This window comes from Stenotrophomonas sp. 05N423 (genome assembly GCF_056397145.1).
This window is the reverse complement of record NZ_JBFTMV010000003.1, coordinates 39,198-56,366: the sequence shown is the minus strand read 5'-3', so window position 1 is coordinate 56,366 and position 17,169 is coordinate 39,198. Positions and strand designations below refer to the sequence as shown.

At 70.7% G+C, this 17,169-nt stretch carries 12 protein-coding genes; 10 read left to right on the top strand and 2 right to left on the bottom strand.

From position 1 onward, the window contains the following. Positions 1–13: 13 nt before the first annotated feature. Positions 14–2,722, top strand: coding sequence for a phosphoenolpyruvate carboxylase (ppc, locus tag AC1DGW_RS06605; RefSeq protein WP_478020814.1), 2,709 nt, complete (start codon positions 14–16; stop codon positions 2,720–2,722). A 28-nt stretch (positions 2,723–2,750) separates the two neighbouring features. After that, the gene (locus AC1DGW_RS06600; protein WP_478020812.1) at positions 2,751–5,642 is read left to right on the top strand and encodes a serine/threonine-protein kinase; all 2,892 of its coding nucleotides are present in this window, start codon (positions 2,751–2,753) and stop codon (positions 5,640–5,642) included. Positions 5,643–5,668: 26 nt separating this feature from the next. On the opposite strand, the gene AC1DGW_RS06595 is transcribed toward AC1DGW_RS06600, so the two are convergent. Both AC1DGW_RS06595 and metK read right to left on the bottom strand, forming a co-directional pair. Then, the gene (locus AC1DGW_RS06595; RefSeq protein WP_478020810.1) at positions 5,669–6,178 is read right to left on the bottom strand and encodes an acyl-CoA thioesterase; all 510 of its coding nucleotides are present in this window, start codon (positions 6,176–6,178) and stop codon (positions 5,669–5,671) included. 137 nt (positions 6,179–6,315) lie between these two features. Further along, positions 6,316–7,551 (bottom strand): methionine adenosyltransferase, encoded by a 1,236-nt coding sequence (gene metK / locus AC1DGW_RS06590; protein ID WP_478020808.1) that lies wholly within the window; start codon positions 7,549–7,551, stop codon positions 6,316–6,318. Between the two features lie 231 nt (positions 7,552–7,782). On the opposite strand from metK, the gene olsF reads away from it, so the two are divergent. From olsF to AC1DGW_RS06550, 8 genes are all read left to right on the top strand, one after another. Then, positions 7,783–9,495, top strand: a complete 1,713-nt coding sequence (gene olsF, locus AC1DGW_RS06585) for a bifunctional ornithine lipid synthase OlsF (protein ID WP_478020806.1) — start codon at positions 7,783–7,785, stop codon at positions 9,493–9,495. After that, positions 9,492–10,295: a UDP-2,3-diacylglucosamine diphosphatase gene (locus tag AC1DGW_RS06580; protein WP_478020804.1), complete on the top strand. Its 804-nt coding sequence runs from the start codon at positions 9,492–9,494 to the stop codon at positions 10,293–10,295. The genes olsF and AC1DGW_RS06580 overlap by 4 nt, the downstream gene beginning before the upstream one ends. Before the next feature lie 71 nt (positions 10,296–10,366). Further along, entirely contained in the window at positions 10,367–11,746 is a 1,380-nt protein-coding gene (locus AC1DGW_RS06575; RefSeq protein ID WP_478020802.1) for a TolC family protein, read from the top strand. Continuing rightward, positions 11,743–12,753 (top strand): HlyD family secretion protein, encoded by a 1,011-nt coding sequence (locus AC1DGW_RS06570; RefSeq protein WP_478020800.1) that lies wholly within the window; start codon positions 11,743–11,745, stop codon positions 12,751–12,753. The genes AC1DGW_RS06575 and AC1DGW_RS06570 overlap by 4 nt, the downstream gene beginning before the upstream one ends. Next, positions 12,738–13,922, top strand: coding sequence for an ABC transporter permease (locus tag AC1DGW_RS06565; RefSeq protein WP_478020798.1), 1,185 nt, complete (start codon positions 12,738–12,740; stop codon positions 13,920–13,922). The genes AC1DGW_RS06570 and AC1DGW_RS06565 overlap by 16 nt, the downstream gene beginning before the upstream one ends. Next, positions 13,919–15,043 carry an ABC transporter permease gene (locus AC1DGW_RS06560; RefSeq protein ID WP_478020796.1) on the top strand — a complete coding sequence of 375 codons (1,125 nt, stop codon included), beginning with the start codon at positions 13,919–13,921 and terminating at the stop codon, positions 15,041–15,043. The genes AC1DGW_RS06565 and AC1DGW_RS06560 overlap by 4 nt, the downstream gene beginning before the upstream one ends. A gap of 105 nt (positions 15,044–15,148) precedes the next feature. Next, complete coding sequence (locus AC1DGW_RS06555; RefSeq protein WP_478020794.1) at positions 15,149–16,210, top strand: metal-dependent hydrolase; 1,062 nt, start codon at positions 15,149–15,151, stop codon at positions 16,208–16,210. Between the two features lie 143 nt (positions 16,211–16,353). Continuing rightward, positions 16,354–16,953 carry a nitroreductase family protein gene (locus AC1DGW_RS06550; protein ID WP_478020792.1) on the top strand — a complete coding sequence of 200 codons (600 nt, stop codon included), beginning with the start codon at positions 16,354–16,356 and terminating at the stop codon, positions 16,951–16,953. The last annotated feature ends 216 nt before the right edge of the window (positions 16,954–17,169 follow it).

Sequence of the window (17,169 nt, the reverse complement as noted above, 5' to 3'; positions counted from 1 at the left end):
TCCCGCTTCCCGGATGAACGAGTACCGCAGCAGCGTCGTCTTCGCCACGCCCGATCTGCCCCTGCGCGACGATGTCCGTCGCCTCGGCGCGATGGTCGGCGATCTTCTTTCCGAACAGGTTTCGCCCGCGTTCCTCGATGAAGTGGAGGACGTGCGCACCGCAGCGATCGCGCGCCGCGAGAGCCAGGCGCCGCTGGCCACGCTCAGCGCGCAATTGGCCGGGCGTACGCCGCGCCAGGCCGAGGCGCTGGTGCGTGCGTTCAGCACCTATTTCCAGGTGGTGAATATCGCCGAGCGCGTGCACCGCATCCGCCGCCGCCGCGATTACCAGCGTGCCGGCACCAAACGCCCGCAGCCCGAGGGCCTGCAGGACGCGCTGCAGCAGCTCAAGGCGCAGGGCGTGACGCTGGAAGAACTGATGCAGTGGCTGCCGCGCATCGATATCGAACCGGTGTTCACCGCCCATCCCACCGAGGCCGTGCGCCGCGCGCTGCTGGAAAAAGAACAGCTGATGGTGGCCAGCCTGGTGGACAACCTCGACGGCCAGCGCACACCGGGCGAACAGGCCGCCGACACCGCGCGCCTGCGCATGGCGCTCACCGCGTCGTGGCAGACCGCCGATTCCTCGCCGGTGCGGCCGAGCGTGGAGGACGAGCGCGAGCACGTCGGCTTCTATCTCACCCGCGTGCTGTACCGGGTGATGCCGGTGTTCTACGAATCGCTGGAACAGGCGCTGCTCGACACCTGGGGGCGCACGCTGCCGCTGCCGCGGCTGGTGCGCTTCGGTACCTGGGTGGGCGGCGACATGGACGGCAACCCCAACGTCGATGCAACCACCATCGCCGCCACCTTGAACGCGCAGCGCGATGCAGTGCTGGAGCTGTACCAGAAGGACCTGCTCAAGCTCGCCAGCCTGCTCAGCCAGTCCACCGAACAGGTGGCGGTGAGCGACGCGGTGCGCGCGCGGGTGGAGGAATACCGCGCACTGCTGCCGCAGGTGCGCTCGCGGCCGCGCCACGCCGACATGCCCTACCGCCTGCTCAACGACCGCATGCGCGCGCGCCTGCAGGCCACGCTCGACGACGCGCCGGGCGCGTACGCCTCGCCGGAGGAGCTGATCGGCGACATCCAGCTGATCCTCGACAGCCTGGATGCCAACAAGGGCCGCCATGCCGGCTGGTTCTCGGTGCGCCGCCTGTTGTGGCGCGTGCGCACCTTCGGCTTCCACCTGGCGCGGCTGGACGTGCGCCAGGAATCGAGCGTGCACGCGCGCGCCCTGGCCGAGGTGCTGGGCGGGCAGGACGCCTTCGATGCGCTGGACGGCGCGGCGCGCGCGCGGCTGCTGTCGCCTTATGCCGCAGGCGGGGCCGCGCTGCCGCGTGGCGACGACGAGACCGGGCAGCGCCTGGACAAGGTGTTCGCGGCACTGGCCGACGCGCACCGCCGCCACGGCGCCGACGCGCTGGGCAACTACATCATCTCGATGGCGCACGACCGTGGCGACGTGCTCGCGGTACTGGCACTGGCGCGGCGCGGCGGCCTGGTCGCCGACGGCAATGTGCCGCTGGACATCGCGCCGCTGTTCGAGACGGTGGACGACCTGCATCGCGGCACAGCGACCCTGCGCGATCTGCTCGCCGATCCCGTGTATCGCACGCACCTGCGCGCGCGCGGCGACGTGCAGATGGTGATGCTCGGTTATTCGGACAGCGGCAAGGACGGCGGCATCGCCGCCTCGCGCTGGGGCCTGCAGCAGGCGCAGGTGGAGCTGCTTGCGGCCGCTGCCGAATACGGCGTGCGTCTGACCTTCTTCCACGGCCGCGGCGGTTCGCTCAGCCGTGGCGGCACCAAGACCACGCATGCGGTCGATGCCTCGCCGCGCGGCAGCATCGATGGCCGCCTGCGCGTGACCGAACAGGGCGAGGTGATCCACCGCAAGTACGGCATCCGTGCGCTGGCGCTGCGTTCGCTGGAACAGGAAGCCGGCGCGGTGCTGCGTGCCAGCCTGCGCCCGCGCGCACCGGAGCCGCGCGAACAACAGTGGACGCCGGTGATGGACATCGTCGCGGCGGAGAGCTCGCGCCGCTACCGCGCCTTCGTCGGCGACGCCCGGTTCATGGACTACTTCCGCAATGCCACCCCGATCGATGTGATCGAGCGCATGACCCTGGGCTCGCGGCCGTCGCGCCGGCTCGGCCAGGACGCGGCGCTGTCCAACCTGCGCGCGATCCCGTGGGTGTTCGCCTGGAGCCAGGCGCGGGCGGTGATCCCCGGCTGGTTCGGCGTGGGCAGCGGCCTGCAGGCTGCTGCCGATGCCGGCAATGAAGAGCTGCTGCGCGAAATGGCGCACGACTGGCCGTTCTTCGCCACTTTCCTCGATGACATGGCGATGGTGCTGAGCAAGGGCGACATCCACATCGCCGAGCAGTTCTCGCGCATGGCCGGGCCGCTGCACGAACGGTTCTTTCCGCTGATCCGCGAAGAGCTGGCGCTGACCGCGCACTGGGTCAAGCGCCTGAGCGGGCAGCAGGAGCTGCTGGAGCACGATCCGCGGCTGGCGCTGTCCATCCGCCTGCGCAACCCCTACATCGATCCGATCAGCACGCTGCAGGTGGACCTGCTGCAACGCTGGCGGGAAAGCGGCCGCGAGGACGAGGCGCTGCTGCGCGCGCTGGTGGCCTGCGTGAACGGCGTGTCGCAAGGCGTGCAGAATACCGGCTGACGGCGACACGCCGGACGGGGTGGGGACGATGCGGGAAGGGGAAGGCAACCGGGGCGGCGCGGCGCGTTACCACCGGATCAAACAGATCGTGCTGCAGGCGCTGGACCTGCGGGGGAGCGCCCGCGAGGACCTGATCGCCCGCGAGGCGGCGGGCGACGCGGCGATGGCCGACGAGCTGCGGGCGCTGCTTGCCGGCATGGAGGCCGACCAGACGCTGGTGGTGTCGTTGCGCTCGCCGGGGCTGCCGGCGCCCGACGCCGGGCAGGACCTGAGCGGCCAGGAGGCCTCGGCCGACGCCGCACGTGACTACCGCCTGCTGCAGCGCCTGGGCGCCGGTGGCATGGGCGTGGTCTACCTGGCCGAACGCAGCCACGGCGGCTTCGTGCAGAAGGTCGCGCTGAAGCTGCTCAACCCGGTGGCCGAGGCCTCGCCGGAACTGCGCGAACGCTTCGCCCGCGAGCGCGAGCTGCTGGCGCGGCTGGACCACCCGGGCATCGCGCGCCTGCTCGACGGCGGCATCCTCGCCGACGGCCGTCCGTTCCTGGCGATGGAATACGTCGAAGGCGAACGGGTGGATGTCCATGCCGCGCGCCTGCCGCTGGACGAGCGCATCGCGCTGTTCGTCGGGATCTGCGAGGCAGTGGCCGAGGCGCATCGCTGCCTGGTCATCCACCGCGACCTCAAGCCGGCCAACATCCTGGTCGACGCGCGCGGCCAGCCGCGGCTGCTGGATTTCGGCATTGCCCGCCTGATCGACGAGGACAGCGCGGCGGCCGGCGACACCCGCACCGGCCAGCATGCCCTCACCCTGGCCTATGCCAGCCCCGAGCAGCTCGCCTGCCAGCCGCTGACCACCGCCACCGACGTCTATTCGCTGGGCGCGGTGCTGTACCAGCTGGTCTGCGGGCAGCTGCCGTTCGCCGATATCGACAATCCGGCCGGCCTGTACAACGCCATCGCCAATACCGACGTGCCACCGCCCAGCCGGCGGCTGCGGCGCGATGGCGAACCGCGCGCGCAGGGCCGCGCCGTGCCGGCCGACATCGACGCGATCGTGCTCAAGGCGCTGCGCAAGGAACCGGACCGGCGCTACGCCTCGGTCGCGGCGCTGGCCGAGGACCTGCGCCGCTACTTGGCCCATCGCCCGGTCAGCGCGCGGGCCGGCGAACGCGGCTATCGCGCGCGGCGCTTCCTGCGCCGCAACGCCTGGCCGCTGGCCGCCGCCGCGCTGGTGCTGCTGTCGGTGCTGGGCGGCCTGCTGGCCTCGGTGCTGGCGCTGCGCGAGGCGCGGACGCAGCAGGCGCTGGCCGAGAAGCGCGGCCACGACCTGCAGCGGCTCACCGACTTCCAGCAGGCGATGCTGGAGAGCGTGGACATCGATGCGATGGGCCATGCCATGACCGATACCCAGCAGCGCAAGGTGCTGGAAGTGCTGGAGAGGCAGGGAACCGGTCAGCCGCTGGACGTGCGCCTGCGCCAGGCCTTCGCCCAGGTCGGTGCGCCGAGCATCGCCCGCGACGCGCTCGACCAGCAGATCGTCACGCACGCGCTGGTGCGGCTGGACAGCGATTTCGCCGATGCACCGCTGCTGGCGGCCGACATGCGGCAGTCGCTGGCGCGGGTGCTGATCGCCATCGGCCACTATCCGCACGCCGCCGACGAATTGCGGAGGGTGCTGCAGGTGCGCGAGACGGCGCTGCCGGCCAGCGACGCGCGCATCGTGTCCGCGCGCATCGACCTGGGGCAGGCGTTGTCGCTGCAGGGTGAGCTGGAGCCCGCGGCGGACGCCTACGGCCAGGCGCTGGCGGCGACGCGCGCTTTGCCGGCACTGGACCCGCAGCGCCGCGCCGCCGAGGCCGGTGCGGCGCGGGTGCAGGCGGCGCGCGGCGAACTGCAGGCGGCATTGGTCCGCCAGTCCGCGCTGCGCAAGGCGTGGATGGCGGCCCTGCCCGCCGATGACGAAGCCCTGCTGCTGCTGCGCGGCGATTACGCGCACACGCTGGACAAGCTTGGACAGCGCGACGAAGGCAGCGCCGAGATGGATGCGCTGCTGCCGCTGTACCGCGCCCGCTTCGGCCCGGAGTCCAACCGTACGCTGGCGGCCATGGACACGCTGGCCGAACTGGCCTTCGCCCACAACGACTACGAGCAGTCCGCCGCGCTCGCCCGGCAGGTGGCCGAGGTGCGTGAACGCCGGCTCGGCGCGGAGCATCCGGACACGCTCAAGGCCTGGGGCATCGCCGCCGGCAGCCTGGTGCGGCTGGCCGATTCGCCGGAAACCTTCGCCGAAGCCGAAGCCCTGCTCGACCATCTGCTGGAGGCGCAGGGGCGGATTCTCGGCATCGAACACCCGGCCACGCGGCAGTTCATCGTGGCCAAGGTCCGCCTGCTGTCCAAGCAGGAACGCACGATCGAGGCAATCGCGCTGCAGCGCCAGCTGCTGGCCGATTGCCAGCGGGTGCTGGGACCGGACCACAGTGAAACCCTGTTCGCGCAGGGCAGCCTGGCCAGCCTGTTGAGCTACCTGCCCGACCGCCAGGACGAGGCGCGGCGGCTGGCACAGGCGCTGCTGGCGCCGATGGGCCAGCAGCTGGGGCCGGAACACCCGTTCGTCACCGCCACCTACGACCTGATCGGGCGCATCGAGCGCAATACCGGCAACTGGGCAGCCTCGCGCGATGCCCATGCGCGGGCGCTGGAGATCCGCGCGCGTACCCGCGGCATGGTCGACGGCAACACCATCGAGAGCGCGAACCGGCTCTATGTCGCCCTGCTCAATCTGCATGACGAAGCGGGCATGGCCGACATCCGGGACCGCTTCCTCGACCCGCTGATCGCGCGCGACCCGGCCACCCTCAATGCCAGCCTGCGCAGCGTGCGCGAAGCTTCGCTGCTGGCGCTGAAGGGGCGCTGGGACTAGGCCCTTCCAGCGTACGGGCGGGGCGGTCAGCCCTGGTCCGGCGTGGAGGAGGGGGTGCTCCTGAGCAGCTCAAGGTGGCGCTGCTCCATCTCCTGCCGCAATTGCCGGCGGATCTGCGCGGCGGCGTAGCGGCGCTTCTCGTCGCCGGTCCGCGGCTGCAGCGGCGGCACCGGCGTGGGCCTGCCGTCGTCGTCCACCGCGACCATGGTGAAGAAACAGCTGTTGGCGTGGCGCACGCTGCCCTTGCGTATGTCCTCGGCCACCACCTTGATGCCCACTTCCATCGACGAGGTGCCGGTGTAGTTCACCGAGGCCAGGAAGGTGACCAGTTCGCCCACCGCGATCGGCTGGCGGAACGTCACCTGGTCCACCGACAGGGTGACCACGTAGTTGCCGGCGTAGCGGCTGGCGCAGGCATAGGCGACCTGGTCGAGCAGGCGCAGCACCGCGCCACCGTGCACCTTGCCGGAAAAGTTGGCCATCTCCGGCGACATCAGCACGGTCATCGACAGCTGGTGGGGCGTGGGTTCGGACATGGGCGGCTACTGCTGTGACGGGAGCCGCAGGCTAACCGTCGCGGGCGCCGGATGCACGCATGGCCTGTGTAGGAGCGCACAAACGAAAAGGCCGCCCCTGCGGGCGGCCTTTCCGGTCACGCGATGCGGTGCAGGCCTTACTTGAGCTTGGCGGCCTTGCGCAGCGCTTCGGCGCGGTCGGTCTTCTCCCACGAGAACGCCGTGGCATTGACGTTCTTGCCGTCGCCATCGACGTACGAGAATTCCTTCGGCTTGCGGCCGAAGTGACCGTAGGCGGCAGTCTGCTGGTACATCGGGTGGATCAGGTCGAGCATCTTGATGATGCCGTACGGGCGCAGGTCGAAGTGCGCGCGGATCAGCTTCTCGATCTGCGCGTCCGGGATCTTGCCGGTGCCGAAGGTGGTGACCGAGATCGAGGTCGGCTCGGCCACGCCGATGGCGTAGGAGACCTGCACTTCGCACTTGTCGGCCAGGCCGGCGGCGACCACGTTCTTGGCGACGTAGCGGGCGGCGTAGGCGGCCGAACGGTCAACCTTGGACGGGTCCTTGCCGGAGAACGCGCCACCGCCGTGACGGGCCATGCCGCCGTAGGTATCGACGATGATCTTGCGGCCGGTCAGGCCGCAGTCGCCCACCGGGCCGCCGATCACGAAGATGCCGGTCGGGTTGATGTGCACCTTGTTCTTCGGCAGCTTGTCCAGCCACGCCTTCGGCAGCACCGGCTTGAGGATGTGCTCGCGCACGGCCTCGATCAGGTCCTTCTGCTTCACGCCCGGGTCGTGCTGGGTCGACAGCACCACGGCATCGAGACCTTCGATCCTGCCGTCCTGGCCGTAACGCAGGGTCACCTGGCTCTTGGCGTCCGGGCGCAGCCACGGCAGCGGCGAGTTCTTCTTCTTGCGGACCTTGGCCTGCTGCTCGACCAGGCGGTGCGAGTAGTAGATCGGCGCCGGCATGAATTCCGGGGCTTCATTGCAGGCATAACCGAACATCAGGCCCTGGTCGCCCGCGCCCTGTTCTTCCGGCTTCTTGGCCTTCTTGTCGGTGCCGTCCACGCCGGCGGCGATGTCCGGCGACTGCTTGCCGAGCATGTTGATGATGGCGCAGGTGTGGCCATCGAAGCCGACGTTGGAGTTGTCGTAGCCGATCGAGTTGATGACGTTGCGGGTCAGCTCCTCGATGTCGACCCACGCAGAGGTGGTGACTTCGCCGGCGACGATGGCCGCGCCGGTCTTGACCAGGGTTTCGCAGGCGACGCGGGCGCGCTTGTCCTGGGCCAGGATCGCGTCCAGCACCGCATCGGAAATCTGGTCGGCGATCTTGTCCGGATGGCCTTCGGAGACCGACTCGGAAGTGAAGAGATAGCTGGACATGAGCTTGTATCCCTGTATGCGGATGAAAAGATAGCCGCGAATGATACACGGCCGGGGCGCCCCCGGAATAGTGCAGGGGCGGTTGTTGCCATCCGGTTAATAAACGGGTTCACCCGCCGCGCCGCATCGGCCGGGGGCGCAGCCGGGCGTCACGGAACTGCCGCAAAACCGCAACCGCATTGCCGCCTGCCGCGCGCAGGCTGCCGGCCAACCGGGCCGTCGGACAACGTCATGCACCAGATCGAACAACGCCTGCAGCAACGCTATCCCGATTGGTTCCACGGCCCGCGCGGCCGCCTGGCGCGGCCGCTGCTGCGCACGGTGGGGCGCTGGTCGCGGCTGGACCAGGTACAGGAATTCCTGCGCCGCAACGGCGACCGCAGCGGTTTCGCCTTCGTCGGCGCGGCGCTGGACTTCCTGGACAGCCGCTATGAAGTGGAGGCCGCGGCGCTGGCGCGGATCCCCGCCAGCGGGCGCCTGCTGATCGTCGCCAACCATCCCTCCGGTGCGCTCGACGCGCTGGCGCTGCTGGATGCGGTGGGCAAGGTGCGGCGCGACGTTCGCATCGTCGCCAACGACCTGCTGGCCGGCCTGGAGCCGCTGCGCGAACTGCTGCTGCCGGTGCGCATCCTCGGCGGCCGCGCGCAGCGCGCCAGCCTGCAGGCGGTGGAGCAGGCGCTGGCGGCCGAACAGTGCGTGATCGTGTTCCCGGCTGGCGAGGTCTCGCGGCTGTCGCTGCGCGGCATCCGCGACGGGCGCTGGAACCGCGGCTTCGTCCGCTTCGCCAACGCCACCCAGGCGCCAGTGCTGCCGGTGCGGGTGGAGGCACGCAACTCGGCGCTGTTCTATGGCGCTTCGACCCTGTTCAAGCCGGCCGGCACCGCCTTGCTGGCGCGTGAGATGTTCGCCCGCCGCGGCCGGCCGCTGCGGCTGCAGGTGGGGCAGGCGATGCGGCTGGAGTCCGGGGTGGACCCGGCACTGCAGCTGGAAACGGTGCGACGCGCCCTGTATGCGCTGGGCCGGGAGGCAGCACAGTCCGACGCTGCGGACGGCGGACCGGAACCGCTGGCCGCGCCGGTCGCGGTGGAGGAGGTGGTGGCGGAGATCGAGGGTGCCGAACTGCTCGGCCAGACCGGCGACGGCAAGCAGATCCGGTTGGCGCGCTGCGCCGCCGGTTCGCCGCTGCTGCTGGAACTGGGCAGGCTGCGCGAACTGACCTTCCGCCGGGTCGGCGAGGGCACCGGGCGCAGCCGCGACCTGGACGATTTCGACCCGCTGTACCAGCACATCGTGGTCTGGGATGCAGCCGCGCAGCGCATCGCCGGCGCCTACCGCATCATGCGCGGCGCCCAGGCGTTGGCGCGCAGCGGGCTGGCCGGGCTCTATACCGCCGCGCTGTTCCGTTATTCGGACGACGCCATCACCCACATCGCCGAAGGCATGGAGCTGGGCCGCAGTTTCGTCGTGCCCGACTACTGGGGCAGCCGCAGCCTGGATTACCTGTGGCAGGGCATCGGCGCCTACCTGCGCTGCCAGCCGGGCATCCGCTACCTGTTCGGCGCGGTGTCGATCAGCGCTGCGCTGCCGCGCGAGGCGCGCGAACAATTGGTCGCGTACTACCAGCGCTACTACGGCGGCGGCCACGGCCTGGCCGAATCGAACCGGCCGTTCCAGTATTTCGCCGCGCCGCCATGTTTCGGCGACCTGGACGCCGAGGCCGCGTTCGAGGTGCTCAAGGCCAACCTGGCCACGTCGGGCACCAGCGTGCCGACGCTCTACCGCCAGTACACCGACCTGTGCGAACCGGGCGGCGCGCGTTTCCTGGCGTTCGGCGTGGACCCGGATTTCAGCGATTCCATCGACGGGCTGATCGAGGTGGACCTGCAGGCGATCCGGCCGAAGAAGCGCAAGCGCTACCTGCGCGATGCCGGAGCAGTGGCATGAGCGCGCCGACGCCGCTGCTGCCGCACCGGCGCGCGGTGTTCATCTCCGACACGCACCTGGGCGCGCGCCACTGCCATGCCGCCGAACTGGCGCGCTTCCTGTCGCTGCTGCGCTGCGAACGGCTGTACCTGGTCGGCGACATCGTCGACCTGTGGTGGCTGACGCAGCGGCGCGCCAGCTGGACGGCAGCGCACAACGAGGTGATCGAAGCGCTGCGTGCGCTGCGCCGCGCCGGCACCGAGATCGTCTACATCCCCGGCAACCACGACGCGCCGCTGCGCCGCACCTGCGGGCTGATGCTGCCGGCCATGCAGGTGCGCCGCCGCGCCATCCACGTCACCGCCGACGGCCGCCGCCTGCTGGTGGTGCATGGCGACGACTATGACGGTGCAACCCATTTCGGCGGGTTGCAGGAACGCTTCGGCGACTGGCTGTACTACCGCATCCTCACCGGCAACCGCCTGCTCAATGCGCTGCGGCGCCGGTTCGGGCTGCGCTACTGGTCGCTGGCCGAATTCCTCAAGCGGCGCAGCACGGCGGCCGAGCGCTATATCGAACGCTTCGTGCAGGCCGGCCTGGACGACGTGCGCCGCCGTGGCCTGGACGGCGTCGTCTGCGGCCACATCCACCGCGCCGCGCTTGTCGAGCGCGACGGGCGGGTGTACGCCAACGACGGCGACTGGGTCGAAAGCCTCACCGCGCTGGCCGAGGACCCCGACGGCAGCCTGCGCCTGCTCGACCATGCCGGCCGCAGCCTGGCGTGGCTGCCGCCGCGTTCCCCGCTGGCGCGGGCCGCCTGAAACGCGCGCATGCTTCTTCCTCACGATGCCGGCGCTATGCTGGCGCCGGCGTGGGGAAAGGAGCATCCGGGGTGGCAGGCAAGCAGCCGACAACGAGGGGGCAGGCGGGGCTGTTCGCGGCCTGCCTTTTTCTGGCGGGGAGCGTCGCCGCCGATGACGCGCCGGTACTGAGTTTCGAGCAGGCGCGCGAACGGCTGGAACAAGTGTCCGATGCGCTCGCCGCCGCCCAGGCCGGGGTGCGTAACAAGCAGGACCTGCAGGACGCCACCCGCTACCTGCGGCTGCCGGAAATCACCGCCGACGTGCGCCGCATGCAGTTCCAGAAGACCCTGAACCTGCCGCTGGGCTCGCTGGCGCCAGTGGCCGAGGCGTTCGGCATCGAATCGCCGCTGCAGTTCGCCGAGCGCGACTGGCGTACCCGGCCGATCGTCACCGCCAGCGTGCCGCTGTACAGCGGCGGGCTGATCCCGGCCGCGCAGCAGGCGGCGCAGGCGGCCACCGCGCAGGCGCAGGCCGAGCGCGAGGCGCAGCGGCAGTCGCTGGCGCTGCAATTGGTGCAGGCCTATTTCGGCCAGCAGCTGGCCGGGCAGGCGGTGCTGGTGCGGCGCGACGTGCGCGATGGCCTGCAGCGGCATCTGGACGACGCGCTCAAGCTCGAACGCGAAGGTTTCGCCAGCCGCGCCCAGCGCCTGCAGGCCAATGTCGCCCGCGACAAGGCCGAGCGCGACTACCAGAAGGCGGTCAACGACCTGGCCACGCTGCAGCAGGCGCTGGCCACGCTGCTGCGCAGCGGCGGGACGGTCGGTACCGCCTCGCCGCTGTTCGTGATCGATGCGCCGCTGGGTGCGCGCGCCGACTTCGAGCGCAGCGCGCTGCAGCGCCATCCGCAGATCGAACGCCTGCGCGCACTCACCGCGCAGGCCGAGCAGGGCGTGCGCGTGCAGCAGGCCAGGCTCAAGCCGCAGGTCTATCTGTTCGGGCAGTACGACCTGCACCGCCGCGATGCCCTGCTGACCGATGCCGACTGGGCGTTCGGCATCGGCCTGCGCTACACCTTCCTGTCGCCGACCGCGCGGCCGCTGCAGGTCAGCGCCGCGCGCGCGCAGCTGGAACAGGCGCAGTCGGGGCTGGGCGAGGCGGAGAACCAATTGCGGCTCGGCGTGGGCAAGGCCTGGAACGAGTTGGACACGGCGCGCACGCAGTTCCGGCTGCTGGACAGCAGCATCGCCCAGGCCGAGGAAAACCTGCGGCTGCAGGAGCTGTCCTTCCGCGAAGGACAGGCCACCTCGCTGGACGTGATCGATGCACGGCTGGCGCTGGGCGGTGCGCGGGTGGAGCGGGCGCAGGCCGCCTACCAGTTCGATGTGGCATTGGCGCAGCTGCTGGAAGTGAGCGGGCAGATGGAACGGTTCGACGACTACCGCCGGCGTGCGGACAAGGTGCTGGAATGAGCGATTCACTGGGACAGGGCGCGAGCCCGCGGCATCGCCGCGCCTTCGCCATTGGCGGCGGCCTGCTGCTGGCGTTGGTGGCGCTCGGCCTGTGGCTTGGCCTGCGCACGCCGGCCGACCAGGTGCAGGGCATGGCCGACGCCGACAGCGTCAACGTCGCCGCCAAGGTCACCGCGCGGCTGCAGAAACTGCACGTGCGCGAGGGCGACCGGGTCGCGGCCGGGCAGGTGCTGTTCGAACTGGACAGCCCGGAGGTGGCCGCCAAGGAGCGCCAGGCCGAGGCCGTGGTGGCGGCCGCGCAGGCGGTGGCGGAGAAGGCCGAGGAAGGCGCGCGCAGCGAGGACATCCGTGCGGCCGAGGCCAACTGGAAGCGCGCCGTGGCCGGCGCCGAACTGGCCAGCGCCACCTTCCGCCGCGTGGACAACCTGTTCGGCGAAGGCGTGGTGACGCGGCAGAAGCGCGACGAGGCGCGGGCGCAGGCGCGCAGTTCGGAGGAACTGGCGCGCGCGGCGCGGGCGCAGTACGACCAGGCGCTGGCCGGTGCGCGGCAGCAGGACAAGGCCGCGGCGTTGGCGCAGGTGCGGCAGGCCGAAGGCGCCAAGGCCGAGGTCGATGCCGCGCGGCAGGAGACGGTGGGCCGCGCGCCACTGGCCGGCGAGGTGAGCAAGCGCCTGTCCGACATCGGCGAACTGGTGCCGGCCGGCTACCCGGTGTTCACCCTGGTGGACATCGACCGGATGTGGGTGGCGATGACCCTGCGCGAGGACCAGCTGCACGGGCTCAAGCCGGGAGCGACGCTGCAGGGTACGATTCCGGCGCTGGGCGGGCGCAGCGCCGGGTTCGAGGTCTATTTCATCAATCCGGCAGGCGACTACGCCACCTGGCGCAGCACCCGCCAGTCCTCCGGCTACGACGTGCGCAGCTTCGAGGTGCGGGCGCGGCCGCAGCAGCCCATCGACGGCTTCCGCCCGGGCATGAGCGTGCTGTTCGCATGGCCGCAGGGCTGACAGCGGGTACGTTCGCCGCCTTCACTGCTTCGCTGTGGCGCGAACTGCGCCATTGGCGCGCGGATCGCTGGGACTTGGCGCTGGTCACGCTGATGCCGCTGCTGCTGATGGCGATGATGATGTGGCTGTTCTCCAGTTCCGTGCTGCGGCAGGTGCCGGTGGCGCTGGTGGACCTGGATGGCAGCCCGGACAGCCGCGCGCTGGCGCGCGCCATCGACGCCAGCCCGGGCGTGGCGATCACCCGCCAGCCGGCGTCGCTGCAGCAGGCGCAGGCACAACTGCGCGGGCTGGAGGTGTTCGCCATCGTGCTGGTGCCGCGCGACATGAGCCGACATGCGCTGCGTGGCGAGGCGGCGCCGGTCTATGCGTTCTACAACGCCACTTACATGGCCACCGGGCAGTCGGCCGCGCGCGACATCGCCGATGCGGTGGGCACCTTCAACGCGCGCATGCTGCGCGAGCGGATCGGCCGCCAGACCGGACCGGCGCGGCTGCGCGCGGCGCCGGTGACGGTGCAGGCCACGGTGCTGCACAACCCTGCGCGCAGCTACGAGCTGTTCCTGTTGCCGCTGGTCTTCCCCGCGGTGCTGTCGCTGCTGGCGGCGCTGGCCGCCGGCGGCGCCTTCGGCCGGGAGCGTCGCGACGGCCTGCTGGGCGCATGGCTGGGCGAGCGGCCGTGGGCGGCCATCGCCGGCAAGCTGGCGCCCTACGTGGCGCTGTTCTCGCTGTATGGCGCGCTCGGCGTGCTGTACCTGGCGTACGCGCGTGGCGACGGCGTGGCCGGCAGCCTGTGGCTGCTGTTGCTGGCGCAGCCGCTGTTCTACCTGGCCTGCTGCTGCTTCGCGCTGCTGTTCATCGCCATCACCCGCGACATGGGCACCGGCCTGTCGCTGGTGGGGCTGAGCATCGGCACCGCGCTGGCGTTTTCCGGCGCCACCTTCCCGGTGATCGAGGCGCCGCTGTTCACCCGTGTCTGGAACGCACTGCTGCCGCTCACCGCCTACGTGCAGGTGCAGATGCAGCAGCTGTTCATGGGCGCGCCGTGGACGCTGTCGCTGCGGCCGCTGGGCGTGCTGCTGCTGATGGCGGCGGTGGCCGGCAGCCTCGGTGCGCTGCTGCTGGTGCGGGTCGCGCGCAGGTCCGCCGATGCGCAGCCGGTGCCGGCATGAGGCGGATCGCTGCTACCTTCCGCGCGACCCTGCAGGCGGTGTTCGCCGATTCCTCGGCGCGCGCGGTGATGATCGGCGCGATCCTGCTGTATTCGTTCTTCTATCCGGCGGCCTACCGCCACCAGGTCGCCAGCGACCTGCCCATCGCCGTGGTCGATGCCGACCGCAGCGCCACCAGCCGCGAGCTGGTCCGGCATATCGACGCGCTGCGCGCGGTGCGGGTGGTGGCACAGCCGGCCGGCCTGGCGCAGGCGCGCGCGCAGCTGGAGGCCGGACAGGTCGATGGCATCGTGCTGGTCCCGGCGCGGCTGGAGCGCGACATCCTGCGCGGCGGCAGCGGCCAGCTGGTGCTGCTGGGCAATGGCGCCTACCTGAGCCGCGCCAGCGCCATCCTCAACGGGCTGGCCGAAGGCATCACCGCCTTCGCGCGCGGGCAGGCGGTGCGCCAGGCCGCCTTCATGGGGCCGCCGCAGGCCGCACCGCTCGAGCTGGTGCAGCGGCCGCTGTACAACACCCGCGAGGGCTATGGCAGCAGCGTGGTACCGGGCGTGGCCGAGCTGATCGTGCACCAGACCCTGCTGCTGGGCATCGGCGTGCTGCTCGGCAGCCGCCGCGCGCAGCTGGGCCGGCGCCTCCATTTCGCCCCATCGGTGCTGCTGGGCATGGCGGCGGCGTTCGCGCTGGTCGCCGTGTGCGGGCTGCTCTATTACGCCGGCTTCACCGCCTGGGCGCAGGACTATCCGCGTGGCGGCAACGTACCGGGCCTGCTGCTGGCGGTGCTGCTGTTCGCGCTGGCAACGGTGCCGTTCGGGCTGTTCGTCGGCAGTTTCTTCACCACCCGCGAGCGCGCGTTCCAGTACGTCACCGCGGTCTCGATCCCGCTGTTCTTCCTGTCCAACCTGTCGTGGCCGGCGCTGGCCTCGCCGCCGGCGCTGGTGGCGCTGGCGAAGCTGCTGCCGACCACGCCGGGCATCAACGCCATCGTGCGCACCCAGCAGATGGGCGCGCGTCTGCCCGAAGTGGGCGGCGACCTGCTCAATCTGCTGCTGCTGGCGCTGCTGTACGGCGCGCTGGCGCTGTGGCGGTTCCGCACGCCGCCGCCGCGCCACGATCCCGCGTAGGCGCCGGGCTCGCCCGGCGCGGGGCTTGGCCGGGAATGTTCCATGCGGGGCAAGCCCCGCATCTACGCCAGGGAAGGGCGCCCGGCGGCCCGGCATAATGCGGCAATGGATTCCCTGACCCAGATCGTCCTCGGCGGCGCGGTCGCCGCCGCCATCGCACCCGCCGGCCACCGCCGTGCGGCCCTGCTCGCCGGCGCCGCGCTGGGCACCTTGCCCGACCTCGACGGCCTGCTCATCGCCGCCTTCACCCAGGACCCGGTCAGCTTGATGACCGTGCACCGCAGCTTCAGCCATTCGCTGTTCGTGCTGCCGCTGCTGGGCACGCTGATCTGGTGGCTGTACCGGCGCTTCGGCCACGGCCGGGTGGCGGCGTCGCCGGCGCGCTGGTGGTGGGCGATGGTGCTGGCGCTGGTCACCCATCCGCTGCTGGACGCTTTCACCGTCTACGGCACGCAGCTGTGGTGGCCGCTGATGCCTCATCCAACGATGTGGTCGAGCGTGTTCATCATCGATCCGCTCTATACGGTCTGGCTGGGTCTGGCCTGCGCGGTGGCCTGGTTCGCCAGGGCGCGGCCGCTGGCGCAGCGCGCGCTGGTCGCCGGGCTGGCGCTCAGCTGCGGCTATCTGGGCTGGTCGCTGCTGGCCAAGGGCATGGTCGAGCGCGAGGCCGACCGCGCGCTGGCGGCGATGGGGCTGGGGGATGCGCCTCGGTTCTCGGTGCCGATGCCGTTCAACACGCTGCTGTGGCGGGTGGTGGCGATGACGCCGCAGGGCTATGTGGTCGGCGACCGCTCGCTATGGGCCGACCATGGGCCGATGCGCTTCAGCGGCCACCCGTCCAACGTACAGGCGCTGCGGCAGGCGGCGCCGATCCCGGCGGTGGCGCGGCTGCAGTGGTTCAACCGCGGCTTCATGCGTGCGCAGGTGGTGGAGGGCGAACTGGTGCTCAGCGACCTGCGCATGGGCCTGGAGCCGGACTACAACTTCAGCTTCGCCGTGGCCCGCGAGGACGGCGCCAGCTGGGCGGCAATTCCGCCACGGCAACTGCGCCCGGTCTACCGCGAGGCCGGCGGCCGCGTGCTGCTGGAACGGCAGTTGGCGCGGGTATGGCATCGTATATGGAACGATGAGGACATGGCGCCACCGGAGGTGATGGCTGGCGGATAGAGCAGGATCCGAAGGGAAGGATTATTGTTTTGAATTTGGAACAAATAGTGGTTTTTCTGGTATTTGTTCTGAATTTGATGGCAATTACACTGGCGCCCATTCCAACGGCCGCCGTGCCGGCTTTCCTTCCTTCCGGAGTCATCATGAACAGCCAAGCCATCGCCCTGTACAAGCAGCGCCGTTCCCAGTACGCACTCGGCCGCAACCTGCCCATCGGCCAGGACCAGGTCACCGACCTGATCAAGCACGCCGTGCGCGAGGCGCCGTCGGCCTTCAACTCGCAGCCCACCCGCGCGCTGATCCTGCATGGGGCACAGAGCGTGAAGTTCTGGGAACTGGCCAAGGACGCGCTGCGCCGGATCGTGCCGGCCGAGGCCTTCGCCGCCACCGAAGGCAAGCTGGACAGCTTCGCCGCCGGCGCCGGCACGGTACTGTTTTTCAACGACGTGGACGTGACCAAGGGCCTGCAGGACCAGTTCCCGCTGTATGCCGACAACTTCCCGGTATGGGCCGAACACGCCAGCGGCATCGCCCAGTTCGCGGTGTGGACGGCGCTGGCCGAGGCCGGCATCGGCGCCAGCCTGCAGCACTACAACCCGCTGGTGGACGAAGCCGTGCGCAGCGAGTGGGGCATCGCCGAAAACTGGCAGCTGCGCGCGCAGATGCCGTTCGGTTCCAACGAAGCTCCCTTCGGCGAAAAGAACTACATGGAAGACGAGGCCCGCTTCAAGGTCTTCGCCTGATCTTTCCGGCGCGCTCCTCCCCCGCGCCGATCCAGGCCCGCCGGCTCTGCCGGCGGGCCTTTTTGCAGGCGTCCCTGTAGGGCGGGGCAACGCCCCGCTGGGGCAGCTTGCAGGAGCGCTTGCCGTTGCCGTGATTTTGTTTTTGCTTCCCTGCTTTTGACTCACCCCGGCCGTAGAGCGAGCCGAGCACCGCCGCGGGCCGAGGGGCGAAGAGGC